The organism is Citrobacter sp. Cpo061 (genome assembly GCF_030332845.1).
Taxonomy (GTDB): Bacteria; Pseudomonadota; Gammaproteobacteria; order Enterobacterales; family Enterobacteriaceae; genus Citrobacter; species Citrobacter portucalensis.
The window spans coordinates 118,563-142,747 of record NZ_JAOWHB010000043.1 but is presented as its reverse complement, the minus strand read 5'-3'; the positions used below and the strand labels follow the sequence as shown (position 1 = coordinate 142,747).

Below are 24,185 nucleotides of genomic sequence, written 5' to 3'. Positions count from 1 at the left end.
GCTTATCCGGCCTATAAAGACTGAGTAACCTGTAGGCCTGATAAGCGAAGCGCCATCAGGCGAGAAACAGGCATTACCCTTTACGCAACAACCGCAGCGCGTTCGCGGTCACCAGTACCGTTGCCCCCGTATCCGCCAGCACTGCCAGCCACAATCCGGTTATCCCGAGCAGCGTGGTGACGAGGAAAATCCCCTTCAGGCCCAGCGCAATCGCAATGTTCTGGCGAATATTGGCGTGGGTGGCCCGCGCCAGCTGAATCATTTGCACCAGACCACGCAGACGGTTGTGGGTCAGAGCGGCATCGGCGGTCTCCAGCGCGACGTCGGTCCCGCTTCCCATCGCAATACCAATTGTGGCCGCTTTCATTGCCGGAGCGTCGTTGATGCCGTCGCCGACCATCGCCAGCGGCGACTGTTGGTTAAGATGGGTAACGGCCTGCACCTTATCTTCCGGCAAGAGTCCCGCTTTGAATTCGAGACCCAGTTCACCGGCAATGGCGGCGGCCGCTCGCGGGTTATCACCGGTCAGGATCACGCCTTTCACACCTATCTGATTAAGCTCGCTGATGGCGCTGCGAGCGTCATCGCGCAGCGTGTCCTGTAGGGCCAGTACGCCGAGAACGGTATCGTTACGCAGCACCAACACCACCGTTTGGCCCGCGCTTTCCAGCTCGCTAATCTGCCCGGCAAAGGCGTCGGCAGGCTGCTTACCAGCGGCGCAAATCAGTACGCGTTCGCCGTTGACCAGCGCTTCAATTCCAGAGCCAACCAGCGCCCGTTGCTCTTTTGCGACAGGAATAGTCAGCTCGCGCGTTTGTGCTTCCCGAACAATTGCTTGTGCCAGCGGGTGTGTCGCGCCTTGCTCTACCGCTGCCGCCAGTGCCAGCAGTTCAGCCTCACCAATACCGCTTGCCGGATGAATCGCCGTGACGCGTGGTTTACCGACGGTCAGGGTGCCGGTTTTATCAAACGCCACCTGCGTGACTCTACCCAACTGTTCCAGCGCGGCCCCGCCTTTGATTAACGCGCCACGACGTGCCGCGGCGGCCAGACCAGAGGTAATGGCTGCGGGCGTTGAAATCACCAATGCACAAGGGCAGCCAATCAGCAGCAGCGTCAGCCCTTTATAAATCCACTCCTGCCAGGATGCGGCAAACAGCAGTGGTGGTACGAGGGTGACCAGCAGCGCAACCGCCATAATAGCTGGGGTATAAATTCGGCTGAAACGGTCAATAAAGCGCTCAATGGGAGCGCGGCGTTCTTCCGCTTCTTCAATCAGCTTCAGAATACGGTCAATCGCGCTGGCACCCGGTTCTGAGAGCACTTCCAGCGTAACCAGACGATCCACGCTGGTGGCACCCGCCGGGACTTTCTCGCCGGTGGCGCGTTCAACCGGGATCGATTCGCCGGTCAGGGCGCTCTCATCAAAGCTGGCAAAGCCGGAGACCAGTTTGCCGTCGGCAGCTAAACGCCCACCCGCGGCAACCTCAATAACATCGCCAGGCCGGAGGGTATTGATAGCCACCTCTTCGCGCTCGCCGTTACGCAGGCGTGTGGCGGTTTCCGGTTTGAGCGCCATCAGAGCGCTGACCCCTTTACGGGCGCGGCTGGCGGCCCATCCTTCCAGGCGTTCGCCAATTAAAAACAGCAGCAGCACCATGGCGGCTTCCGCCGTCGCGCCGATAAACAGTGCGCCAATAGCGGCGACGCTCATCAACGTTTCAATGGCAAAGTAGCTGCCGGTTTTCATCAGACGCAGGGCCTGACGGGCAATGGGATACAGTCCGACCAGCGTGGTGGCGATAAACGCTATCTGACCGAAAGGATGATTGAACTGCTCCAGCCCCCAGCTAATCGCCATCATAATAATCAGCGAAATCAGCGGCAGGTTTTCTTTAAAACGTGACTCGGGGGCGGCGTCCGTCGCGTGCTCATCGCGCAGGGTATAGCCTGCTTTTTGCACCGCGTTTTCAACTTGCTGGCGGATATCGGAACCGGCATCGACCACCAGTTTTTCAGTGGCGAACAGAACCTGGACCTGGTTGACGCCGCTGACCTGGCGGACCGCATTCTCTACTTTGCGGGCGCAAGCTGCGCAGTCCATGCCTGCCACTTTCCAGGAATAGCGGGTACCTATTACGGTATCGGATACGGTTGGTGTAGTGGAGCAGCTTCCTTCGCAGCAGCAGTCATCCGCCTTTTGTGGTGCAGGCGCTGGCTTGAAAGAAGAGAATTGTGGGACTTTTTTGCCACGGGTATCGGGTGTCGACATGGCATCCTCCGGTTGATAATCATTTCGTATTAACCGGAGGATACACTCTGGAGTCGACTCCAGAGTCAAGCGTTTTAAAGATACAACGAACGAACAATCAGGAAATGTCCGGCGAAGTAGCAGGCGGCGGCAATGGCGTTATCAGCGCGGAAGCGGCGACGGTAATGGCTACCCAGCCAGACAATGTTGCCGATGAACAGGAGGGATGCGCCCATAAATGCCGACAGCGCCGGGGCGGTCGGTCGAAAGAACCACAGTTCACCGGCCATCCAGACCATCATCAGCGTGATGCCGATAAAGGTGCAGATAGCGACACGCAGCTCTTCCAGACGCGTCCAGATCACGGCGATCAGCAACGCCCCCAGCACTACCAGCACCAACGGCAAAGGCCAGAAGAACGACAGCGTCATTTGGCTGGCGAAGTAAATGGTATACAGCAGATGCGACAGGAAGAATGCCCCCACGGCGTACAGCAGGCGTTGGCGCGGTAACAGCGTCAGCGCATCGCCCAGCAGCGAGGCAAGCAGGCCAGCCAGCACCAGATAGCTGATAGCGTTAAACATTGGCGCCTGCCAGGCCAGCAGTGCCAGCAGGAGTAACGTCAGGGGCTTAAAGACCCAGCGTTGCCAGGCAGGTCCACGATAGGAAGCATCCACGAACAACCATGCGGAAAGACAGACAGCGATAAACGACCAAAGCATCTTAGTTCCTTGAATTCGTTATTTTTTCGTAAGCGGGGTGCTCACGGCTCTACTGTCCAGTGTAGAGGTCGACACAGCCAGATGACAACACCATAACAGGCGATGTATGCTTATTTCCGCATTTTCTGATGGGTTAATAATATGAGCAAACCACCACTTTTTTTCATTGTTATCATTGTCTTAATCGTTGTCGCTGCGTCGTTTCGCTTTGTTCAGCAGCGGCGAGAAAAAGCCGATAATGATGCGGCGCCGCTGGTGCAAAAGCAGGTGGTGGTAAGTAACAAACGGGAAAAACCGCTAAACGATCGGCGATCCCGTCAGCAGGAAGTGAGCCCGGCAGGAACCAGCATGCGCTATGAAGCCAGCTTTAAGCCACAAAACGGGGGGATGGAGCAGACGTTTCGTCTGGATGCGCAGCAGTACCACGCATTAACGGTCGGGGATAAAGGCACGCTGAGTTACAAAGGTTCGCGATTTGTTGATTTTACGCTTGAACGCTAAGGTGTCATCTGACTGATGCCGGATGGCGGCTTACGCCTTATCCGGCCTACAGATTTTTCGCCCCGGCCCGCAACGTGCCGCCGGGCGAAAAGATCACAGCTACTTCTTCAACTGATCTTTAATCTTCTTCTGCCACACCAGTAGCTCAAAGACGCCGAACAGAAAAATACGGATTTTCTCTCCGTTGGTCATCTGCGGGCCATCTTTAGGCATGGTGCTTTTTAGCAGCGCCAGCTGCATGCCATGCATCAGCACCATAAATATCAGTGCGACGTTAACGAAGATGTTAAGCGGGCGTGGAAAGGGTTGGAAAATATTCAGTAGTAAAAATGCCCAGACGCACAGCATCAGCAGGCGTCCCAGGTTAATCAGCATCGTGTTCTCCTCGTGCTTCACGTTGGTACAGGCGATAGGCGACCTGTCCGGCGACTTTCTCACGGTATAGCGACCAGTTCACCGGAACCGGCGGTAAGCCGTTTTCTACTTCGCTTTCAACGTAAATATACGCTTCATTTGCCAGCCAGCCATGAGTTTCCAGAAGAGTTAATGTTTCTTCCAGTAATCCTTTGCGAAACGGCGGGTCAACAAATACCACGTTATGCGGCGTACCTGCCTGAGCCAAAAATGTCAGCGTATTGGTATTGACGACGCGGGCATGGGAGGCTTTTAGCGTGGCGAGATTCTTTTGTAGCTGCTGAGATACCGCGCGATCCATCTCCAGAAGCGTCGCATTTGCCGCATAGCGAGAGAGGGCTTCCAGCCCCAGCGCGCCGCTGCCGGCGAAGCAGTCCAGACAGTGAGCATCGACCATTACCGGGGCCAGCCAGTTAAACAACGTTTCGCGCACACGGTCGGTGGTCGGACGTAAGCCGGGGCTGTCCGGAACCGGGAGTTTACGGCCACGCCATTGCCCGCCAATAATGCGGATCTGGCCGCTACCAGAGTGATTCGGTTTTTTCATTTCTATTATTGCTCAATCCGCCTATAGCATGTCATTCCAGGCGGTGATGTGAGTTAAGTTAAGTGATAGACTATTTCATCATTTTTTTAGCTGCTATGTACATAGCGTTGACGCTGTGCCATGAAGCAACAGCGGGGGAGTGTAGTCGCAAATGGCGAAAGAGAAAAAACGTGGCTTTTTTTCCTGGCTGGGCTTTGGTCAAAAAGAGCAGGCACCGGAAAACGAGACAGAAGTAAAAAATGAAGAACAACAACCGGTTGCTGAAGAAACTACCGTCGTTGACGAACAGCCGCACGTCGAGGAAACCCGTAGCGAGGCTGAAACGCAAGCCTTTGCAGCTGAAGTCGTTGAAGTAACTGAACAGGTTGCGGAAATCGAAAAACTGCAGCCGGAAGAAGAACCTGTCGCCGAACAAGCGCAGCCGGAGATTGAGCCGGTTGCTGAACCCGTTGCTGAAACTGTAGTGGAAACGCCAGCAGCGGTGGTTATCGAACGCGAAGAATTGCCGCTGCCGGAAGAGGTGAAAACTGAAGAAGTTTCTGCCGAAGAATGGCAGGCCGAAGCGGAAACCGTGGAAATCGTTGAGGCGGCTGAAGAAGAAGCTGAAAACGAACCGCAACTGACCGACGAAGAGCTGGAAGCACAGGCGCTGGCCGCTGAGGCTGCTGAAGAAGCGGTTATGGTGGTGCCGGTAGAAGAACCTGCTGTAGAAGAACCGGTAGAAGAAGAGGTGGTCCAGGAGCAGGAAAAACCAACCAAAGAAGGTTTCTTTGCGCGTCTGAAACGCAGCCTGCTGAAAACAAAAGAAAACCTCGGTTCCGGATTTATCAGTCTGTTCCGTGGTAAAAAAATCGACGATGATCTGTTTGAAGAGCTGGAAGAGCAGCTGCTGATCGCTGATGTGGGTGTAGAAACGACCCGCAAGATCATTGCGAATCTGACGGAAGGCGCCAGCCGTAAGCAGCTTAAAGATGCGGAAGCGCTGTACGGTCTGTTGAAAGAAGAGATGGGCGAGATTCTGGCGAAGGTTGACGAACCGCTGAACGTTGATGGCAAAACACCATTTGTTATCTTAATGGTTGGCGTCAACGGCGTGGGCAAAACCACCACTATTGGTAAGCTGGCGCGTCAGTTTGAGCAGCAGGGTAAATCGGTAATGCTGGCGGCAGGTGATACTTTCCGTGCGGCGGCGGTAGAACAGCTGCAGGTTTGGGGTCAGCGTAACAACATCCCGGTGATTGCTCAGCATACTGGCGCGGATTCCGCGTCCGTTATCTTTGATGCCATCCAGGCGGCGAAGGCGCGTAACGTAGACGTGCTGATCGCTGATACCGCAGGGCGTTTGCAGAATAAATCGCACCTGATGGAAGAATTGAAAAAAATCGTTCGCGTCATGAAGAAGCTGGACGAAGATGCGCCGCATGAAGTTATGCTGACTATCGACGCCAGCACCGGGCAGAATGCGATAAGCCAGGCCAAACTGTTCCATGAAGCGGTGGGCTTAACCGGTATCACCCTGACCAAGCTGGACGGTACGGCGAAGGGCGGGGTTATCTTCTCGGTAGCCGATCAGTTTGGCATCCCTATCCGCTATATCGGTGTGGGCGAACGTATCGAGGATTTACGTCCGTTTAAAGCGGACGATTTTATAGAGGCACTTTTTGCCCGAGAGGATTAACAATGATTCGCTTTGAACATGTCAGCAAGGCCTATCTCGGTGGGAGGCAAGCGCTGCAGGGAGTGACTTTCCATATGCAGCCTGGCGAGATGGCGTTTCTGACCGGCCACTCCGGCGCGGGGAAAAGTACCCTGCTGAAGCTGATTTGTGGAATTGAACGGCCCAGCGCCGGGAAAATCTACTTTAGCGGGCATGACATCAGCCGTTTGAAAAACCGTGAAGTGCCGTTTCTGCGTCGCCAGATTGGCATGATTTTTCAGGATCACCACCTGTTGATGGACAGAACCGTGTTTGACAATGTGGCAATCCCGCTGATCATCGCGGGCGCCAGCGGGGACGATATTCGTCGTCGCGTGTCAGCGGCGCTGGATAAGGTCGGGCTGTTGGACAAAGCGAAAAACTTCCCGATTCAGCTCTCCGGCGGTGAACAACAACGCGTCGGCATCGCCCGCGCGGTGGTGAACAAACCTGCGGTGCTGCTGGCGGATGAACCAACGGGGAACCTGGATGACGCGCTGTCAGAAGGGATCCTTCGCCTGTTCGAAGAGTTTAACCGCGTCGGGGTCACGGTATTAATGGCCACGCACGATATTGGCCTGATCTCCCGTCGCTCCTATCGCCAAATGGTTCTGAGCGATGGACATCTGCATGGAGGCCTGGCGCATGAATAGACGTGACGCTATTAACCAAATCAAACAGTTCGGTGGCCGACTGGATCGCTTTCGTAAATCGGGCGGTGCGCCGGGTGACGGCGGTCGCAACGCGCCAAAGCGTGCGAAAGCCGCGCCAAAGCCGAACTCGCGTAAAACTAATGTCTTTAACGAGCAGGTACGTTATGCGTTTCAGGGCGCGTTACAGGACCTGAAAAGCAAGCCGCTGGCGACGTTTCTGACGGTGATGGTCATTGCCATCTCCCTGACGCTGCCAAGCGTGTGCTACATGGTTTATAAGAACGTAAACCATGCGGCAAGCCAGTATTATCCGTCTCCGCAGATCACCGTTTACCTGCAAAAAACGCTGGATGATGATGCGGCGGCGCGGGTGGTTGGTCAGTTGCAGGCCGAGCAGGGCGTGGAGAAAGTGAATTATCTTTCCCGTGACGACGCGCTGGGTGAATTCCGCAACTGGTCTGGCTTTGGCGGCGCGCTGGATATGCTGGAAGAGAACCCGCTTCCGGCCGTGGCAGTTGTTATCCCGAAACTGGACTTCCAGGGGACGGAGTCGCTGAACACGCTGCGTGACCGCATCGCACAAATCAACGGTATTGATGAAGTGCGAATGGATGACAGCTGGTTCGCTCGCCTGGCGGCGCTGACGGGCCTTGTCGGGCGCGTTTCCGCGATGATCGGCGTGCTGATGGTGGCGGCGGTCTTCCTCGTCATCGGTAACAGCGTGCGGCTGAGTATTTTTGCGCGTCGCGATACCATTAACGTGCAAAAACTGATTGGCGCGACGGATGGATTTATCCTGCGTCCGTTCCTCTACGGCGGTGCACTGCTCGGTTTTTCCGGTGCATTTCTTTCACTGATTTTGTCAGAAATTTTGGTGATGCGTTTGTCGTCAGCGGTGACTGAGGTGGCACAGGTATTTGGAACCAAGTTTGATATCAATGGCTTATCATTCGATGAGTGCCTGTTATTGCTGCTGGTGTGCTCAATGATTGGCTGGGTGGCAGCCTGGCTTGCCACGGTTCAACATTTACGCCACTTTACCCCCGATTAAAAAATCTCTGGTATAATCTTTCCCTGCACTGAGTAGTTCGCTCTGCAGGGAAAGAGTCCCTGTGATCTCTTCCCGGCGTATTCATTGTGATGTCACATTTTGTGCGTAATCTATACACATTACGACATGGAACTTGTGGATAAAATCACTGTCTGATAAAAGATTGAATGATATTCTCGTTGCTCATAAGCTCTGGCATGGTTGTTGCTACTGGTTTTTGTTAATTAGTTTTTAGCCAATGCGCCAGATGAAAAGATTGAGAGGATTTGAATGACCAAAGAAATGCAAAATTTAGCTTTAGCCCCTGTTGGTAACCTGGAATCTTACATCCGGGCTGCGAACGCGTGGCCGATGTTGTCGGCTGACGAGGAGCGGGCACTGGCTGAAAAGCTGCATTACCAGGGCGATCTGGAAGCAGCTAAAACGCTGATCCTGTCTCACCTGCGCTTTGTTGTTCATGTTGCTCGTAATTATGCGGGCTATGGCCTGCCGCAGGCGGATCTGATTCAGGAAGGTAATATCGGCCTGATGAAAGCTGTGCGCCGTTTCAACCCGGAAGTGGGTGTGCGCCTGGTTTCCTTCGCCGTGCATTGGATCAAAGCTGAGATCCACGAATACGTTCTGCGTAACTGGCGTATCGTTAAAGTCGCGACCACCAAAGCACAGCGTAAGCTGTTCTTTAACCTGCGTAAAACCAAACAGCGTCTGGGCTGGTTTAACCAGGACGAAGTTGAAATGGTTGCTCGCGAGCTGGGTGTTTCCAGCAAAGACGTGCGCGAAATGGAATCCCGTATGGCGGCGCAGGACATGACGTTTGACATGTCTTCAGACGACGAGTCTGACAGCCAGCCGATGGCCCCGGTGCTGTATCTGCAGGATAAATCTTCTAACTTTGCCGACGGCATTGAAGAAGATAACTGGGAAGATCAGGCCGCGAACAAACTGACTCACGCAATGGAAGGTCTGGACGAGCGTAGCCAGGACATCATTCGTGCCCGTTGGCTGGACGAAGACAACAAGTCGACGTTGCAGGAACTGGCCGATCGCTACGGCGTTTCCGCTGAACGTGTTCGTCAGCTTGAAAAGAACGCCATGAAAAAACTGCGCGCGGCGATCGAAGCGTAATCTTCGCGCATTGCCAATGAACCCTCGAATGTGAATTCGGGGGTTTTGTTTTTTGTAGGCCGGATAAGGCGTTTACGCTGCCATCCGGCAACACCTTTGCCCGATGGCGCTTTGCTTATCGGGCCTACGACCTTTCCTCCCCTCCCCAGATACGAATTTGTTATCTGGATGTAAATTTAGCTATTCCAAAATAATAAAAATCGGGTATGTTTTAGCAGAGTATGCTGCTAAAGCACGGGTGGCTATCCAATAATCGAAATAAAGTGCTGAACAACAACATCACAACACACGTAATAACCACAATAATGGGGATTGTCAGGATGAATATGAAGGGTAAAGCGTTATTGGCAGGATGTATCGCCCTGTCTTTGAGCAATATGGCGTTTGCTAAGGATATTAAAGTTGCCGTCGTCGGCGCGATGTCCGGTCCGGTAGCGCAGTATGGCGATCAGGAATTTACTGGCGCAGAGCAGGCGATTGCAGATATCAACGCCAAAGGCGGCGTGAAAGGCGACAAACTGGTCATGGTGAAATATGACGATGCCTGTGACCCGAAACAAGCGGTAGCGGTAGCTAACAAAGTGGTCAACGACGGGATTAAATATGTTATCGGCCACCTGTGCTCGTCTTCCACTCAGCCTGCGTCAGATATCTATGAAGACGAAGGCATTCTGATGATCACCCCAGCGGCAACGGCGCCTGAGCTGACCGCGCGCGGTTATAACCTGGTGATGCGTACCACCGGTCTGGATTCCGATCAGGGACCAACCGCTGCCAAATATATCGTTGAAAAAGTGAAGCCGAAGCGCATTGCGATCGTTCACGACAAACAACAGTACGGCGAAGGCCTGGCGCGTTCCGTGCAGGACAACCTCAAGAAAGCCAACGCTGACGTGGTGTTCTTCGACGGGATCACCGCTGGCGAGAAAGATTTCTCTACGCTGGTGGCGCGTCTGAAGAAAGAGAATATCGATTTCGTTTACTACGGTGGTTACCACCCGGAAATGGGACAGATTCTGCGCCAGGCACGCGCTGCGGGTCTGAAAACCCAGTTTATGGGACCAGAAGGGGTAGCGAACGTGTCGTTGTCTAACATCGCGGGTGAGTCTGCAGAAGGCTTACTGGTAACGAAACCGAAGAACTACGATCAGGTTCCGGCGAACAAACCGATCGTGGACGCGATCAAAGCCAAGAAACAGGATCCGAGCGGCGCATTCGTATGGACCACCTACGCCGCGCTGCAATCCTTGCAGGCAGGTCTGAACCAGTCTGACGACCCGGCTGAAATTGCCAAATACCTGAAAGCAAACTCAGTGGAAACCGTAATGGGGCCGCTGTCATGGGATGCGAAGGGCGATCTGAAAGGCTTCGAATTCGGCGTGTTTGACTGGCATGCAAACGGGACGGCGACCGACGCCAAATAATTTTCCTGGCGCCTTTCGCGCTGCAGATGCGTTGGCTACGTTATTCAACCCCGGTCACTTACTTATGTAAGCTCCCGGGGACTTCATAACTTGCCGCCTTCCTGCAACGTGAAATTCTTGGAAAATTGCGAGATGGTTTTTTATTTTTTGCTCCCAGCATGTAGGCCGGATAAGCGTTAGCGCCATCCGGCTTTTTTATCTTTTTTCCCAGCCATTCTCCTGGGCTGTAAATCCTAACGCCTGCATAAACGCGGCCATCACGCTGCGGTCTTCAACGCCGACGTCGGCCATCCACCATGAACTCACGTCAGGGTTTTCCCGGATGACTTCTTCGATCAAATACTGCCCGACGCCGCGACGGCGGGTGATATCGCGTACGCGCAATGAATCTAATGCACCTTGCGTGCCGCTCAGGGTTACGCGAACTGCGCCTAACAGACGCTCGTTAAAGCGTGCGGCGTAGATCCGGTGCGTTTCATCTACGCTTAACGATGAGGCGGAATATTCCGGCCAGATTTTGCCCAGATCAATCTGGTCCTGGTCGCTAAAGTTATCTAAACGAACGATGGTCAGCTTCATTAACAGCATGTCCAAATCACAAAAGATGGAATGAGTGTACCGAAATAATTCGCCCGGATGCTTTCTCTTTTTTATGTGAATAACCAGATTAATAATTTTGTAACAACGGTAATGACAGTTTGAAACCGTAGAGATTGAAAAACAGGCAGAATAATACCCTGGAATGCAGCATTTTATTCGGCTCTTTGTGCCGTTATTTTATGCTGACAAACGTGCTTTTTTTTGTTTATCTATAGTGAAAAGCAGAATATTATCTTTTCTTAATCGACTGAAAAATAGAGATTTTAGCCTGATTTTGCTTAAAAAACTGCGCTAAACCATTAATGAGACTGGTAAAAATAGTGCAGTTCAATAAAAGCACAGACTGCTTTTTAACCACATAAATACAAAATATTAATTACGTCACGAATGGGGATTCAGGTAATGAAACGGAATGCGAAAACAATCATCGCAGGGGTGATAGCACTGGCAATGTCACACGCGGTCATGGCGGAAGATATCAAGGTCGCTGTTGTCGGCGCGATGTCAGGTCCGGTCGCGCAGTGGGGCGATATGGAATTTAATGGCGCACGTCAAGCCATTAAAGATATCAATGCCAAAGGCGGGGTCAAAGGCGACAAACTGGTTGCTGTGGAATATGACGACGCCTGCGATCCGAAACAGGCCGTTGCGGTAGCGAACAAAATCGTCAATGACGGCATTCAGTACGTTATTGGACATCTGTGCTCATCCTCCACGCAACCCGCATCAGATATCTATGAAGATGAAGGCATTCTGATGATTTCTCCGGGTGCCACAAACCCGGAACTGACCCAGCGCGGTTACGCTCACATTATGCGTACAGCGGGCCTGGACTCCTCTCAGGGGCCGACCGCCGCGAAATACATTCTGGAGAAGGTGAAGCCACAGCGTATCGCCATCATTCACGATAAACAGCAATACGGTGAAGGCCTAGCGCGTTCGGTGCAGGACAGCCTGAAAGCGGGCAAAGCCAATATCGTTTTCTTTGACGGTATCACCGCCGGGGAAAAAGATTTTTCTGCGCTGATCGCTCGCCTGAAAAAAGAAAATATCGACTTTGTTTATTACGGCGGCTACTACCCGGAAATGGGGCAAATGCTGCGCCAGGCGCGTTCCGTCGGGCTGAAAACCCAGTTTATGGGACCTGAGGGCGTCGGCAATGCGTCGCTGTCTAACATCGCCGGTGATGCTGCTGAAGGCATGCTGGTAACCATGCCAAAACGCTATGACCAGGATCCGGCGAATAAGGCTATCGTCGATGCGCTCAAAGCTGACAAGAAAGATCCAACCGGACCATACGTGTGGATCACTTATGCAGCCGTCCAGTCATTGGCGACAGCAATGGATCGCAGCGGTAGTAAAGAGCCGCTGGACCTGGTGAAAGATCTGAAAGCACACGGGGCTGATACCGTGATTGGGCCGCTGAAATGGGACGAAAAAGGCGATTTGAAGGGATTTGAGTTTGGTGTCTTCCAGTGGCATGCAGACGGTTCTTCGACCGTCGCGAAGTAATACCTGAAGACGAGTTATCCCACCGCCCGTGCAAAACAGGCGGGTTTAAAAAGGTTACCTTATGTCCGAGCAGTTCCTCTATTTCTTGCAGCAGATGTTTAACGGCGTCACGCTGGGAAGCACCTACGCGCTGATCGCCATCGGTTACACGATGGTGTACGGCATTATCGGCATGATCAACTTCGCCCACGGCGAGGTATATATGATCGGCAGCTATGTCTCCTTTATGATCATCGCAGCGCTAATGATGATGGGCATCGATTCCAGCTGGCTACTGGTCGCGGCGGGCTTCGTCGGCGCGATTGTGATTGCCAGCGCCTATGGCTGGAGCATTGAACGCGTGGCGTATCGGCCCGTGCGCAGCTCCAAGCGCCTGATCGCGCTGATTTCCGCTATCGGGATGTCCATCTTCCTGCAAAACTACGTCAGCCTGACGGAAGGTTCGCGCGACGTGGCGCTGCCCAGCCTGTTTAATGGCCAGTGGACTGTCGGCAGTAGCGATAACTTCTCTGCTTCCATCACCACCATGCAGTTGGTTATCTGGATCGTAACCTTCCTGGCGATGCTGGCGCTGACGCTGTTTATCCGTTACTCCCGTATGGGCCGCGCCTGCCGTGCCTGTGCAGAAGACCTGAAGATGGCCAGCCTGCTCGGCATTAACACCGATCGCGTGATTGCGCTGACCTTTGTGATTGGCGCGGCAATGGCGGCGGTTGCGGGCGTGCTGCTCGGTCAGTTCTATGGCGTAATTAACCCTTACATCGGCTTTATGGCCGGGATGAAAGCCTTTACCGCGGCGGTACTGGGCGGTATTGGCAGTATTCCTGGCGCGATGATCGGCGGCCTGATTCTGGGCGTTGCGGAAGCGCTCTCCTCTGCTTATCTGAGTACTGAATACAAAGACGTTGTTTCATTCGCGCTGCTGATTCTGGTGCTGCTGGTGATGCCGACCGGTATTCTGGGTCGCCCGGAGGTAGAGAAAGTATGAAACCGATGCATTTTGCAATGGCGCTGCTCTCTGCCGCTATGTTCTTCGTCCTGGCGGGCGTTTTTATGGGCGTTCAGTTAGAGCTGGACGGTACCAAGCTGGTGGTCGATACCGCTGCGGATATCCGCTGGCAGTGGGTGTTTATCGGCACTGGCGTGGTCTTTCTCTTCCAACTGCTGCGTCCAGCCTTCCAGAAAGGCCTGAAGAGCGTCTCCGGACCGAAATTTATTCTGCCGGCGATTGACGGCTCCACCGTTAAACAGAAACTGTTCCTGGTGGCGCTGCTGGTGATTGCCGTGGCGTGGCCGTTTATGGTCTCGCGCGGTACGGTGGATATCGCCACGCTGACGATGATTTATATCATCCTCGGCCTCGGCTTAAACGTGGTGGTGGGGCTTTCCGGCCTGCTGGTGCTGGGCTACGGCGGCTTCTATGCCATCGGCGCTTACACCTTCGCGCTGCTGAACCACTATTACGGACTCGGCTTCTGGACCTGTCTGCCGCTGGCGGGACTGGTTTCCGCTGCTGCGGGCTTCCTGCTCGGCTTCCCGGTACTGCGCCTGCGCGGTGATTATCTGGCGATTGTGACCTTAGGCTTCGGCGAAATCGTCCGCATCCTGCTGCTCAACAACACCGAAGTAACCGGCGGTCCAAACGGTATTAGCCAGATCCCGAAACCGACCTTTTTCGGTCTGGAGTTCAGCCGTACCGCCCGTGAAGGCGGCTGGGATACCTTCAGCAACTTCTTTAACGTCAAGTACGATCCGTCTGACCGCGTCATTTTCCTCTATCTGGTGGCGCTGCTGCTGGTGGTCTTCTCGCTGTTTGTTATTAACCGTTTGCTGCGTATGCCGCTGGGTCGTGCGTGGGAAGCGCTGCGTGAAGATGAAATTGCCTGTCGCTCGCTGGGCTTAAACCCTACGCGCATTAAGCTGACAGCCTTTACCATCAGCGCCGCGTTTGCCGGTTTTGCCGGTACGCTGTTTGCCGCGCGCCAGGGCTTCGTCAGCCCGGAATCCTTCACCTTTGCCGAGTCGGCCTTTGTGCTGGCGATTGTGGTACTGGGCGGAATGGGCTCGCAGTTTGCGGTCATCCTCGCAGCTATCCTGCTGGTGGTGTCACGCGAGCTGATGCGTGATTTCAACGAATACAGCATGTTAATGCTGGGTGGTTTAATGGTACTGATGATGATCTGGCGTCCGCAGGGCTTGTTGCCGATGACCCGTCCACAGTTGAAGCTGAAAAACGGGGAAGCAAAAGGAGAGCAGGCATGAGTCAGCCATTATTATCCGTTAACGGCCTGATGATGCGCTTCGGCGGTCTGCTGGCGGTAAACAACGTTGAACTGGAACTGCGACCGCAGGAGATTGTCTCGTTAATCGGCCCGAACGGTGCGGGGAAAACCACGGTCTTTAACTGTCTGACCGGTTTTTATAAGCCGACCGGCGGGACGATTATGCTGCGCGACCAGCACCTGGAAGGGTTGCCGGGTCAGCAAATCGCGCGTATGGGCGTGGTACGTACTTTCCAGCACGTGCGTCTGTTTCGCGAAATGACGGTGATTGAAAACCTGCTGGTGGCGCAACATCAGCAACTGAAAACCGGCGTCTTCTCCGGCCTGTTGAAAACCCCGTCGTTCCGTCGCGCGCAGAGTGAAGCGTTGGATCGCGCTGCCACCTGGCTTGCGCGTATTGGCTTGCTGGAGCATGCCAACCGTCAGGCCAGTAACCTGGCCTACGGCGACCAGCGCCGTCTGGAAATAGCCCGCTGCATGGTGACCCAGCCGGAAATCCTGATGCTCGACGAACCCGCTGCTGGACTCAACCCGAAAGAGACCAAGGAGCTGGACGAGCTGATTGCTGAACTGCGTAACCATCACAACACCACCATTTTGTTGATTGAGCACGACATGAAGCTGGTGATGGGGATTTCTGACCGTATTTACGTGGTGAACCAGGGCACGCCGCTGGCGAATGGGACGCCGGAACAGATTCGTAATAACCCGGATGTTATCCGCGCCTATTTAGGTGAAGCATAATGGGGGCGAGGATTAATATGGATAAGGCGATGTTATCGTTCGACAAAGTCAACGCCCACTACGGCAAGATACAGGCCCTGCACGACGTCAGCTTGTATATCAACCAGGGTGAAATCGTTACTCTGATTGGTGCTAACGGCGCGGGAAAAACCACGCTGCTCGGCACATTGTGTGGCGACCCGCGAGCGACCAGTGGGCGAATCGTCTTTGATGGTAAAGACATTACCGACTGGCAGACGGCGAAAATCATGCGCGAAGCGGTAGCGATTGTGCCGGAAGGGCGTCGCGTGTTTTCCCGCATGACGGTGGAAGAGAACCTGGCGATGGGCGGCTTCTTTGCCGAAAAGGACCAGTTTCAGGAACGCATCAAATGGGTGTATGACCTGTTTCCCCGTCTGCATGAGCGTCGTATTCAGCGTGCGGGAACGATGTCCGGCGGTGAACAGCAGATGCTGGCGATAGGCCGCGCGCTGATGAGCCAGCCGAGGCTGCTGCTGCTTGATGAACCGTCGCTGGGTCTGGCGCCGATTATCATCCAGCAGATTTTTAATACTATCGAACAACTGCGCGAGCAGGGGATGACCATCTTCCTCGTCGAACAGAACGCCAACCAGGCGCTGAAGCTCGCCGATCGCGGCTACGTGCTGGAAAACGGTCATGTGGTGCTGGAAGACACCGGTGATGCGTTACTGGCTAACGAAGCGGTGCGTAGCGCGTATCTGGGCGGTTAATCATTCTCTGAATAGACAAGGGGCCCGCTGTGGCCCCTTTTTATTGCTCTATGTTATTATTGAGAATAGTTATCAATAATAAAAATGAACATGGAGAAAGGATGATTCGTTCAGGTACCTGCATGATGATTGGCAGTTTGTTTTTGACGCTTTCATTAACTACCCTGGCCTCAACACCGCCAGCGTTTGACCCGCGCGATCCCGCTATCTGGGAAGAGAAACCGGACAACCCGTTAGCGCAATCCGACTCGCCCTGCGAAGTATTTACCAGCTCGGTATGCCCTGGCTGGGATGATGATAAATCGGATATCCAACGTGAACGTGAGCGGCGAGAGCAGCAGCGTTTACAGAATGAATATGAGCGACGCTGGCGTCGGGATTAATCTTCCTTGCTGGAGCAGCAGATAACGCCATCCAGGCCGGAGAAGGTATAGCGATATCCGGCTTTGTTGTGCACCACCCCGCATTTTCCTGTCACTACGCTTTCACCGCCTTGCCATCTGTTTGTCGCCTTACTATCTTTTTTTTGTAATAAAAAAGTTATTTTTCTGTCATTCGAGCATGTCATGTTACCCCCGCGAGCATAAAACGCGTGATATCGCGCATCCGGCACAACAAGAGAGATAACCGATGATATCGTTACGACATACAGCTTTAGGACTGGCACTTAGCCTGGCATTTGCAGGTCAGGCACTGGCGGTCACCACTATCCCGTTCTGGCACTCAATGGAAGGCGAACTGGGTAAAGAAGTTGATTCACTGGCGCAACGTTTTAATGCAGCCAATCCCGACTACAAAATTGTTCCGCAGTACAAAGGCAACTACGAGCAGAGCCTGAGTGCAGGAATTGCTGCTTTCCGTACCGGAAACGCGCCTGCGCTGCTGCAGGTTTATGAAGTGGGTACGGCAACCATGATGGCCTCAAAAGCCATTAAACCGGTCTATGAAGTATTCAAAGAGGCTGGCATTAACTTCGATGAGTCTCAGTTCGTACCGACCGTTTCCGGTTACTACACCGACTCTAAAAGCGGACACTTGCTCTCCCAGCCGTTTAACAGCTCCACTCCGGTGCTGTACTACAACAAAGATGCCTTCAAAAAAGCCGGTTTAGACCCGGAGCAGCCGCCGAAAACCTGGCAGGATCTGGCGGAGTACACCGCGAAGCTGAAAGCCGCAGGCATGAAGTGCGGTTACGCCAGCGGCTGGCAGGGATGGATTCAGATTGAAAACTTCAGCGCCTGGAACGGTCTGCCGGTAGCAACCAAAAACAATGGCTTTGACGGTACCGACGCGGTGCTGGAGTTCAATAAACCGGAACAGGTGAAACACATCGCTCTGCTGGAAGAGTTGAACAAAAAAGGTGATTTCAGCTACTTCGGGCGTAAGGACGAATCCACTGAGAAGTTCTACAACGGGGATTGTGCCATTACCACCGCCTCTTCCGGTTCGCTGGCCGACATCCGCCACTACGCTAAATTCAATTATGGCGTCGGGATGATGCCGTACGATGCCGACGTGAAGGGCGCGCCGCAGAATGCGATTATCGGTGGGGCCAGCCTGTGGGTGATGCAGGGTAAAGACAAAGCAACCTACGAAGGCGTGGCGCAGTTCCTCAACTTCCTGGCGAAGCCTGAAATTGCTGCTGAATGGCACCAGAAGACCGGCTATCTACCGATCACCACCGCTGCCTACGACCTGACCCGTGAACAGGGCTTCTATGAGAAGAACCCTGGGGCTGATATCGCCACCCGCCAGATGCTGAACAAGCCGCCGTTGCCGTTCACCAAAGGGCTGCGTTTGGGCAATATGCCGCAGATCCGCACTATTGTGGATGAAGAGCTGGAAAGCGTCTGGACTGGGAAGAAAACCCCGCAGCAGGCACTGGATGCCGCCGTTGAGCGTGGCAATCAGTTACTGCGCCGCTTTGAGCAATCGACCAAGTCTTAAGTGTATAAGTGCCTGATGGCGCTGTGCTTATCAGGCCTACAAGTTTGTAGTTTGTAGGCCGGATAAGGTGCTTGCACCGCCATCCGGCACCTTCCAGGAAAAGAACCTACATGTCTTCATCCCGTCCGGTATTCCGCTCGCGTTGGCTTCCCTATTTATTGGTGGCTCCGCAGCTGGTTATCACCGTTATTTTCTTTATCTGGCCCGCCGGTGAAGCGTTGTGGTACTCGCTACAATCCGTTGATCCGTTTGGTCTTTCCAGCCAGTTTGTCGGACTGGAAAACTTTGTCGCGCTGTTTCATGACCCGTACTACCTCGACTCATTCTGGACCACCATTAAGTTCAGTACGTTAGTCACGGTAAGTGGTCTGCTGGTGTCGTTATTTTTTGCGGCGCTGGTGAATTACGTGGTGCGCGGCAGCCGTTTTTACCAGACGCTGATGCTGTTGCCATACGCCGTCGCGCCTGCCGTCGCCGCCGTATTGTGGATCTTCCTGTTTAACCCAGGACGTGGGCTGATTACCCATTTTCTCGGTGAGTTTGGCTATGACTGGAACCATGCGCAAAACAGCGGTCAGGCGATGTTCCTGGTGGTGTTTGCATCGGTCTGGAAGCAGATTAGTTACAACTTCCTGTTCTTCTTTGCCGCACTGCAGTCTATCCCGCGATCGCTGATCGAAGCTGCTGCGATTGATGGCGCAGGGCCGGTTCGCCGCTTCTTTAAGCTGGCGCTGCCGTTGATAGCCCCGGTCAGCTTCTTTCTGCTGGTGGTGAATCTGGTTTATGCCTTCTTTGATACCTTCCCGGTTATCGATGCCGCCACGGCGGGTGGACCGGTACAGGCGACCACGACGTTGATTTATAAGATCTATCGCGAAGGCTTTGTCGGGCTGGATCTCTCCGCCTCGGCCGCGCAATCGGTGGTGCTGATGTTCCTGGTCATTATTTTGACGGTGGTGCAGTTCCGCTATGTGGAAAGTAAGGTGCGTTACCAATGATTGAGAACCGTCGTGGGCTGACAATATTCAGCCATGCCATGTTGATTATGGGGATCATGGTGATCCTGTTTCCGCTGTACGTCGCGTTTGTCGCGGCGACGCTGGACAACAAAGCGGTGTTTGAAACGCCGATGACGCTGGTTCCCGGCACGCAGTTGCTGGAGAACATGAAATACATCTGGGTCAACGGTGTGGGCGTCAACAGCGCGCCGTTCTGGTTGATGATGCTTAACAGCTTCATCATGGCGTTCAGTATTACGGTAGGGAAAATCACCGTCTCCATGCTCTCCGCATTCGCCATCGTCTGGTTCCGTTTTCCGCTGCGCAACCTGTTCTTCTGGATGATTTTTATCACCCTGATGCTGCCGGTTGAGGTACGAATCTTCCCCACCGTGGAGGTTATCGCCAACCTGAAAATGCTCGACAGCTATGCGGGTCTGACGCTGCCGTTGATGGCATCGGCTACTGCGACCTTCCTGTTCCGACAGTTCTTTATGACCCTGCCGGATGAGCTGGTTGAGGCCGCGCGAATTGACGGTGCGTCACCGATGCGTTTTTTCCGCGATATCGTACTACCACTGTCAAAAACCAATCTGGCGGCGCTGTTCGTTATCACCTTTATCTACGGTTGGAACCAGTATTTGTGGCCGTTGTTAATTATTACCGACGTCAATTTGGGCACTGCGGTGGCGGGTATCAAAGGCATGATCGCCACCGGTGAAGGCACCACGCAGTGGAACCAGGTAATGGCTGCCATGCTGCTGACGCTTATCCCTCCGGTAATCATCGTGTTAGCCATGCAGCGTGCCTTCGTACGCGGTCTGGTCGATAGTGAGAAATAAAAATGGCTGGTTTAAAACTACAGGCAGTAACCAAAAGCTGGGACGGCAAAACCCAGGTGATTAAACCGCTGACGCTGGACGTCGCGGACGGGGAATTTATCGTGATGGTTGGCCCATCCGGCTGCGGAAAGTCTACGCTGCTGCGGATGGTGGCTGGGCTGGAGCGGGTGAGCGGTGGCGATATCTGGATTGATAATAAACGCGTCACCGAGATGGAGCCGAAGGATCGCGGCATTGCGATGGTCTTTCAAAACTACGCGCTCTACCCGCATATGAGCGTGGAAGAAAACATGGCCTGGGGGCTGAAAATCCGCGGGATGGGCAAGGAGCACATTGCTGAACGGGTAAATGAGGCGGCGCGTATTCTCGAGCTGGGTGAGCTGCTCAAACGTCGTCCGCGCGAACTTTCTGGCGGTCAGCGCCAGCGCGTAGCGATGGGGCGAGCGATTGTGCGTGACCCAGCGGTATTCCTGTTCGATGAGCCGCTTTCTAACCTCGATGCCAAGCTGCGCGTGCAGATGCGTCTGGAGTTACAACATCTGCATCGCCGCCTGAAAACCACTTCGCTATACGTGACGCACGACCAGGTTGAAGCGATGACCCTCGCCCAACGGGTGATGGTGATGAACAAAGGCATTGCCGAGCAGATAGGTACACCGGTTGAGGTGTATGAAAAGCCTGCCAGCCGCTTTGTGGCGAGTTTTATCGGCAGCCCGGCGATGAACCTGCTGGACGGGTGCATCAGTACCTCGGGCACCCATTTTGAACTGGAGGGCGGCATGACGCTACCCATCGGCAGAAGCGCGAGAGAGTCTATTGGGCGTAAAATGACGTTGGGTATCCGCCCAGAGCATATTGCGCTAAGCTCGCAGGCCGAAGGCGGCGTGCCGTTGGTTGTTGATACACTGGAAATGCTGGGCGCAGATAACCTGGCACACGGACGCTGGGGCGAGCAAAAGCTGGTGGTGCGACTGGCGCATCAGCATCGCCCAACGGCAGGCAGCACGCTGTGGCTGCATCTGCCGGAAAATCATCTGCATCTTTTTGATGGCGAAACAGGACAACGCGTATGAGTAACTGGCCTTACCCCCATATTGTCGCCCATCGTGGCGGCGGTAAGCTGGCCCCGGAAAACACCCTGGCGGCGATCGACGTGGGGGCGCGATACGGGCATACCATGATCGAGTTTGACGCTAAATTGTCGAAAGACGGTGAGATCTTCTTACTGCATGATGACAACCTGGAGCGAACCAGCAACGGCTGGGGCGTGGCAGGCGAGCTGAACTGGCAGGATTTATTGCGCGTGGACGCCGGCGGCTGGTTTAGCGGTGAGTTTAAAGGTGAACCGCTGCCGCTGCTCTCGCAAGTGGCCGAGCGCTGCCGTCAGCACGGTATGATGGCGAATATTGAAATTAAACCCACAACCGGCACCGGAACGTTAACTGGCAAAGTCGTGGCGCTGGCCGCGCGGGAGCTGTGGGCGGGAATGACGCCGCCACTATTGTCATCCTTTGAAATTGATGCACTTGAAGCGGCGCAGCTGGCGGTACCTGAACTGCCGAGAGGCTTGCTGCTTGATGAATGGCGCGAGGACTGGCGCGAGCTGACCACGCGGCTTGGCTGCGTCTCTATTCATCTTAATCACAAACTGCTGGATGAAGCGCGTGTGGATGCGCTGCGCGATGCGGGGCTACGTATTCTGGTATATACCGTCAACCGACCCCAGCGCGCGGCGGAACTGCTGCGCTGGGGCGTGGACTGCATCTGTACCGATGCCATTGATACGATTGGTCCGGATTTCCAACCTTTTTAAGGCCCAATCGTTTTTAACGGAACGTTAGGCTGCGGCGTGCTGGAGGGCTTCAGCATGTCGCCGTTCTTTTTCTCTGACAGCATATGTTGCTTATTCAGAGAGCTGTCCGGGTTACGGGTTCCACTCAACATCCCACCGTTGCTGTTGGGCAGCATTTGCTGCTGGCTGGGATTCAACTCGCCTGGCTGAGACTGAAGGACCCGCTGGGAGTTGGTGTTAATTTGGTTTTCCAGATGCTGTTGCTGCATACGCGTCTGCGTTTGCAACTGTTGGTTGAGCATCCCTTTCTGCTGAATTTGCTGCGTTTGCATTTGGGTTTGCATACGCTGCTGACTCGGGATCTGATAACCGGGTTGGTTCGGGTTATTCATGGTGTTGATGGGCTGTGTAAAGCCTGCAAACGGCAACAGCATGGCTAAAAGTAAGAGTCGTTTCATCGCTTTTCTCCTCTCGGGGATCTCTTAAGTTTACTCCTTTCTCGCCGTTACGATGATTATTTCAGAGTTATGCACCAGGCTTAGTGGGGGCAGACCCCCATACATCTGGAGAATAACGATGATAAAACCGACGTTTTTACGCCGGGTAGCCATTGCTGCTCTGCTCTCAGGAAGTTGTTTTAGCGTTGCTGCCGCGCCGGCTGCGCCACCGCCGGTATCTTACGGAGTCGAGGAAGATGTGTTCCATCCCGTACGTGCTAAGCAAGGGATGGTGGCCTCTGTGGATGCTTTAGCTACCCAGGTTGGTGTGGACATTCTTAAACAGGGCGGGAATGCTGTTGATGCCGCCGTGGCCGTTGGCTATGCGCTGGCGGTGACGCATCCCCAGGCGGGCAATCTGGGCGGCGGTGGTTTTATGCTGCTGCGTACCAAAGACGGTAACACCACCGCGATCGATTTTCGTGAAATGGCGCCTGCTGGCGCGACCCGTGACATGTTCCTCGATGAGCAGGGCAACGCCGATGCGAAAAAGTCGCTGACGTCGCATCTGGCATCCGGTACGCCGGGTACAGTGGCGGGTTTCTCGCTGGCGCTGGAGAAATACGGCACGATGCCGCTGAACAAAGTGGTGCGCCCGGCGATGAAGCTGGCGGAAGAGGGCTTTGTGGTTAATGACGCGCTGGCCGACGATCTGAAAACCTATGGCAGCGAAGTGCTCCCTCATCACGAGAACAGCAAAGCCATTTTCTGGAAGGACGGCGAGCCGCTGAAAAAGGGCGACAAGCTGGTGCAAAAGAATCTGGCGAAAAGCCTGGAAATGATTGCCGAGAATGGCCCGGATGCGTTTTATAAAGGGGCTATTGCCGATCAGATAGCCGGGGAAATGCAGAAGAACGGCGGGCTGATGACCAAAGAGGATTTAGCCAGCTATAAAGCCGTGGAGCGCACGCCGATCGGCGGTGACTATCGCGGGTATCAGGTCTTCTCCATGCCGCCGCCGTCCTCTGGCGGTATTCACATCGTGCAGATCCTCAATATTCTCGAAAACTTCGATATGAAGAAGTACGGATTTGGCAGCGCAGACGCCATGCAGGTTATGGCTGAAGCGGAGAAATATGCTTACGCCGACCGTTCAGAATATCTGGGCGACCCGGATTTTGTGAAAGTGCCGTGGCAAGCGCTGACCAACAAAGCCTATGCTAAAACGCTTGCCGATCAGATTGATATCAACAAGGCTAAGCCTTCCAGCCAGATCAAACCTGGCAAGCTCGCCCCGTATGAAAGCAACCAGACTACGCACTTCTCGGTAGTGGATAAAGACGGCAATGCCGTGGCGGTAACGTATACCCTGAATACCACCTTCGGGACCGGCATCGTGGCGGGTAACACCGGTATTCTGCTGAATAACGAAATGGATGATTTCTCCGCTAAGCCAGGCGTGCCGAACGTTTATGGACTGGTGGGCGGTGATGCTAACGCGGTTGGGCCGAAGAAGCGTCCGCTGTCATCGATGTCGCCGACTATCGTGGTAAAAGACGGGAAAACCTGGCTGGTTACCGGCAGCCCAGGTGGAAGCCGAATCATCACTACCGTACTGCAAATGGTGGTCAACAGCATTGATTTCGGGATGAACGTCGCCGAAGCGACCAACGCGCCGCGTTTCCATCATCAGTGGTTACCGGATGAACTGCGCATCGAGAAGGGCTTCAGCCCGGATACCATCAAGCTGCTGGAGCAAAAAGGACAGAAAGTCGCGCTGAAAGAGGCGATGGGTAGCACGCAGAGTATTATGGTTGGACCGGATGGCGCACTGTATGGTGCTTCTGACCCGCGTTCCGTGGATGACTTAACGGCGGGGTACTAAGGATGACGGCCCTCTTCGATGGGAGAGGGCT

24 protein-coding genes and 1 pseudogene are annotated in these 24,185 nt (G+C 54.2%); 18 read left to right on the top strand and 7 right to left on the bottom strand.

What is annotated here, in order from left to right; all coding sequences use genetic code 11:
• Window positions 1-73: 73 nt before the first annotated feature.
• Window positions 74-2,272 carry a Zn(II)/Cd(II)/Pb(II) translocating P-type ATPase ZntA gene (gene zntA / locus OGX97_RS13320; RefSeq protein ID WP_235126275.1) on the bottom strand — a complete coding sequence of 733 codons (2,199 nt, stop codon included), beginning with the start codon at window positions 2,270-2,272 and terminating at the stop codon, window positions 74-76.
• A 74-nt stretch (window positions 2,273-2,346) separates the two neighbouring features.
• Window positions 2,347-2,973 carry a lysoplasmalogenase gene (locus OGX97_RS13315; RefSeq protein WP_003827558.1) on the bottom strand — a complete coding sequence of 209 codons (627 nt, stop codon included), beginning with the start codon at window positions 2,971-2,973 and terminating at the stop codon, window positions 2,347-2,349.
• A gap of 141 nt (window positions 2,974-3,114) precedes the next feature.
• On the opposite strand from OGX97_RS13315, the gene OGX97_RS13310 reads away from it, so the two are divergent.
• Entirely contained in the window at window positions 3,115-3,474 is a 360-nt protein-coding gene (locus tag OGX97_RS13310; RefSeq protein WP_048236961.1) for a DUF2500 domain-containing protein, read from the top strand.
• 99 nt (window positions 3,475-3,573) lie between these two features.
• On the opposite strand, the gene OGX97_RS13305 is transcribed toward OGX97_RS13310, so the two are convergent.
• Both OGX97_RS13305 and rsmD read right to left on the bottom strand, forming a co-directional pair.
• Window positions 3,574-3,849, bottom strand: a complete 276-nt coding sequence (locus tag OGX97_RS13305; RefSeq protein WP_003023415.1) for a DUF1145 family protein — start codon at window positions 3,847-3,849, stop codon at window positions 3,574-3,576.
• Window positions 3,839-4,435 carry a 16S rRNA (guanine(966)-N(2))-methyltransferase gene (gene rsmD, locus OGX97_RS13300; protein WP_003827565.1) on the bottom strand — a complete coding sequence of 199 codons (597 nt, stop codon included), beginning with the start codon at window positions 4,433-4,435 and terminating at the stop codon, window positions 3,839-3,841. The genes OGX97_RS13305 and rsmD overlap by 11 nt, the downstream gene beginning before the upstream one ends.
• Before the next feature lie 151 nt (window positions 4,436-4,586).
• Between rsmD and ftsY the strand changes: the two genes are divergently transcribed.
• From ftsY to livJ, 5 genes are all read left to right on the top strand, one after another.
• Complete coding sequence (gene ftsY, locus OGX97_RS13295) at window positions 4,587-6,113, top strand: signal recognition particle-docking protein FtsY (RefSeq protein ID WP_008786366.1); 1,527 nt, start codon at window positions 4,587-4,589, stop codon at window positions 6,111-6,113.
• Between the two features lie 2 nt (window positions 6,114-6,115).
• Window positions 6,116-6,784 (top strand): cell division ATP-binding protein FtsE, encoded by a 669-nt coding sequence (gene ftsE, locus OGX97_RS13290; protein WP_003023420.1) that lies wholly within the window; start codon window positions 6,116-6,118, stop codon window positions 6,782-6,784.
• Window positions 6,777-7,835 carry a permease-like cell division protein FtsX gene (gene ftsX / locus OGX97_RS13285; protein ID WP_003837835.1) on the top strand — a complete coding sequence of 353 codons (1,059 nt, stop codon included), beginning with the start codon at window positions 6,777-6,779 and terminating at the stop codon, window positions 7,833-7,835. Before ftsE ends, ftsX begins: the two co-directional genes overlap by 8 nt.
• A 270-nt stretch (window positions 7,836-8,105) precedes the next feature.
• Window positions 8,106-8,960, top strand: a complete 855-nt coding sequence (gene rpoH / locus OGX97_RS13280) for an RNA polymerase sigma factor RpoH (protein WP_003023425.1) — start codon at window positions 8,106-8,108, stop codon at window positions 8,958-8,960.
• Window positions 8,961-9,280: 320 nt separating this feature from the next.
• Window positions 9,281-10,384, top strand: a complete 1,104-nt coding sequence (livJ, locus tag OGX97_RS13275) for a branched chain amino acid ABC transporter substrate-binding protein LivJ (RefSeq protein WP_139153507.1) — start codon at window positions 9,281-9,283, stop codon at window positions 10,382-10,384.
• Between the two features lie 83 nt (window positions 10,385-10,467).
• On the opposite strand, the pseudogene OGX97_RS23295 reads toward livJ, so the two are convergent.
• Window positions 10,468-10,595: pseudogene (locus OGX97_RS23295) on the bottom strand (hypothetical protein).
• The gene (panM, locus tag OGX97_RS13270) at window positions 10,580-10,963 is read right to left on the bottom strand and encodes an aspartate 1-decarboxylase autocleavage activator PanM (RefSeq protein WP_003827573.1); all 384 of its coding nucleotides are present in this window, start codon (window positions 10,961-10,963) and stop codon (window positions 10,580-10,582) included. Before panM ends, OGX97_RS23295 begins: the two are co-directional and overlap by 16 nt.
• A 423-nt stretch (window positions 10,964-11,386) precedes the next feature.
• Between panM and livK the strand changes: the two genes are divergently transcribed.
• From livK to ugpQ, 11 genes are all read left to right on the top strand, one after another.
• Window positions 11,387-12,496: a high-affinity branched-chain amino acid ABC transporter substrate-binding protein LivK gene (livK, locus tag OGX97_RS13265; protein ID WP_003023433.1), complete on the top strand. Its 1,110-nt coding sequence runs from the start codon at window positions 11,387-11,389 to the stop codon at window positions 12,494-12,496.
• A 61-nt stretch (window positions 12,497-12,557) separates the two neighbouring features.
• Complete coding sequence (livH, locus tag OGX97_RS13260; protein WP_003827575.1) at window positions 12,558-13,484, top strand: high-affinity branched-chain amino acid ABC transporter permease LivH; 927 nt, start codon at window positions 12,558-12,560, stop codon at window positions 13,482-13,484.
• Window positions 13,481-14,758 carry a branched chain amino acid ABC transporter permease LivM gene (livM, locus tag OGX97_RS13255; RefSeq protein WP_048215381.1) on the top strand — a complete coding sequence of 426 codons (1,278 nt, stop codon included), beginning with the start codon at window positions 13,481-13,483 and terminating at the stop codon, window positions 14,756-14,758. Before livH ends, livM begins: the two co-directional genes overlap by 4 nt.
• Window positions 14,755-15,522: a high-affinity branched-chain amino acid ABC transporter ATP-binding protein LivG gene (gene livG, locus OGX97_RS13250; protein ID WP_235126294.1), complete on the top strand. Its 768-nt coding sequence runs from the start codon at window positions 14,755-14,757 to the stop codon at window positions 15,520-15,522. Before livM ends, livG begins: the two co-directional genes overlap by 4 nt.
• A gap of 17 nt (window positions 15,523-15,539) precedes the next feature.
• Window positions 15,540-16,253 carry a high-affinity branched-chain amino acid ABC transporter ATP-binding protein LivF gene (gene livF / locus OGX97_RS13245; protein ID WP_003827581.1) on the top strand — a complete coding sequence of 238 codons (714 nt, stop codon included), beginning with the start codon at window positions 15,540-15,542 and terminating at the stop codon, window positions 16,251-16,253.
• Between the two features lie 101 nt (window positions 16,254-16,354).
• Window positions 16,355-16,636, top strand: coding sequence for a hypothetical protein (locus tag OGX97_RS13240; RefSeq protein WP_048215382.1), 282 nt, complete (start codon window positions 16,355-16,357; stop codon window positions 16,634-16,636).
• Window positions 16,637-16,883: 247 nt separating this feature from the next.
• Window positions 16,884-18,200, top strand: coding sequence for a sn-glycerol-3-phosphate ABC transporter substrate-binding protein UgpB (gene ugpB / locus OGX97_RS13235; RefSeq protein WP_003827583.1), 1,317 nt, complete (start codon window positions 16,884-16,886; stop codon window positions 18,198-18,200).
• Between the two features lie 110 nt (window positions 18,201-18,310).
• Window positions 18,311-19,198: a sn-glycerol-3-phosphate ABC transporter permease UgpA gene (gene ugpA, locus OGX97_RS13230; protein ID WP_048215384.1), complete on the top strand. Its 888-nt coding sequence runs from the start codon at window positions 18,311-18,313 to the stop codon at window positions 19,196-19,198.
• Window positions 19,195-20,040 carry a sn-glycerol-3-phosphate ABC transporter permease UgpE gene (gene ugpE / locus OGX97_RS13225; RefSeq protein WP_003023450.1) on the top strand — a complete coding sequence of 282 codons (846 nt, stop codon included), beginning with the start codon at window positions 19,195-19,197 and terminating at the stop codon, window positions 20,038-20,040. The genes ugpA and ugpE overlap by 4 nt, the downstream gene beginning before the upstream one ends.
• Before the next feature lie 2 nt (window positions 20,041-20,042).
• Complete coding sequence (locus OGX97_RS13220; protein ID WP_008786359.1) at window positions 20,043-21,113, top strand: sn-glycerol-3-phosphate import ATP-binding protein UgpC; 1,071 nt, start codon at window positions 20,043-20,045, stop codon at window positions 21,111-21,113.
• On the top strand, window positions 21,110-21,853 hold the full coding sequence (ugpQ, locus tag OGX97_RS13215; protein ID WP_057067171.1) for a glycerophosphodiester phosphodiesterase: 744 nt from the start codon (window positions 21,110-21,112) through the stop codon (window positions 21,851-21,853). Before OGX97_RS13220 ends, ugpQ begins: the two co-directional genes overlap by 4 nt.
• Here ugpQ and OGX97_RS13210 read toward each other — a convergent pair.
• On the bottom strand, window positions 21,850-22,290 hold the full coding sequence (locus OGX97_RS13210; protein WP_057067170.1) for a DUF2756 family protein: 441 nt from the start codon (window positions 22,288-22,290) through the stop codon (window positions 21,850-21,852). The two genes, ugpQ and OGX97_RS13210, sit on opposite strands and share 4 nt — an antisense overlap.
• Window positions 22,291-22,408: 118 nt before the next feature.
• On the opposite strand from OGX97_RS13210, the gene ggt reads away from it, so the two are divergent.
• Window positions 22,409-24,154, top strand: a complete 1,746-nt coding sequence (gene ggt / locus OGX97_RS13205; RefSeq protein WP_235126303.1) for a gamma-glutamyltransferase — start codon at window positions 22,409-22,411, stop codon at window positions 24,152-24,154.
• Window positions 24,155-24,185: the final 31 nt, after the last annotated feature.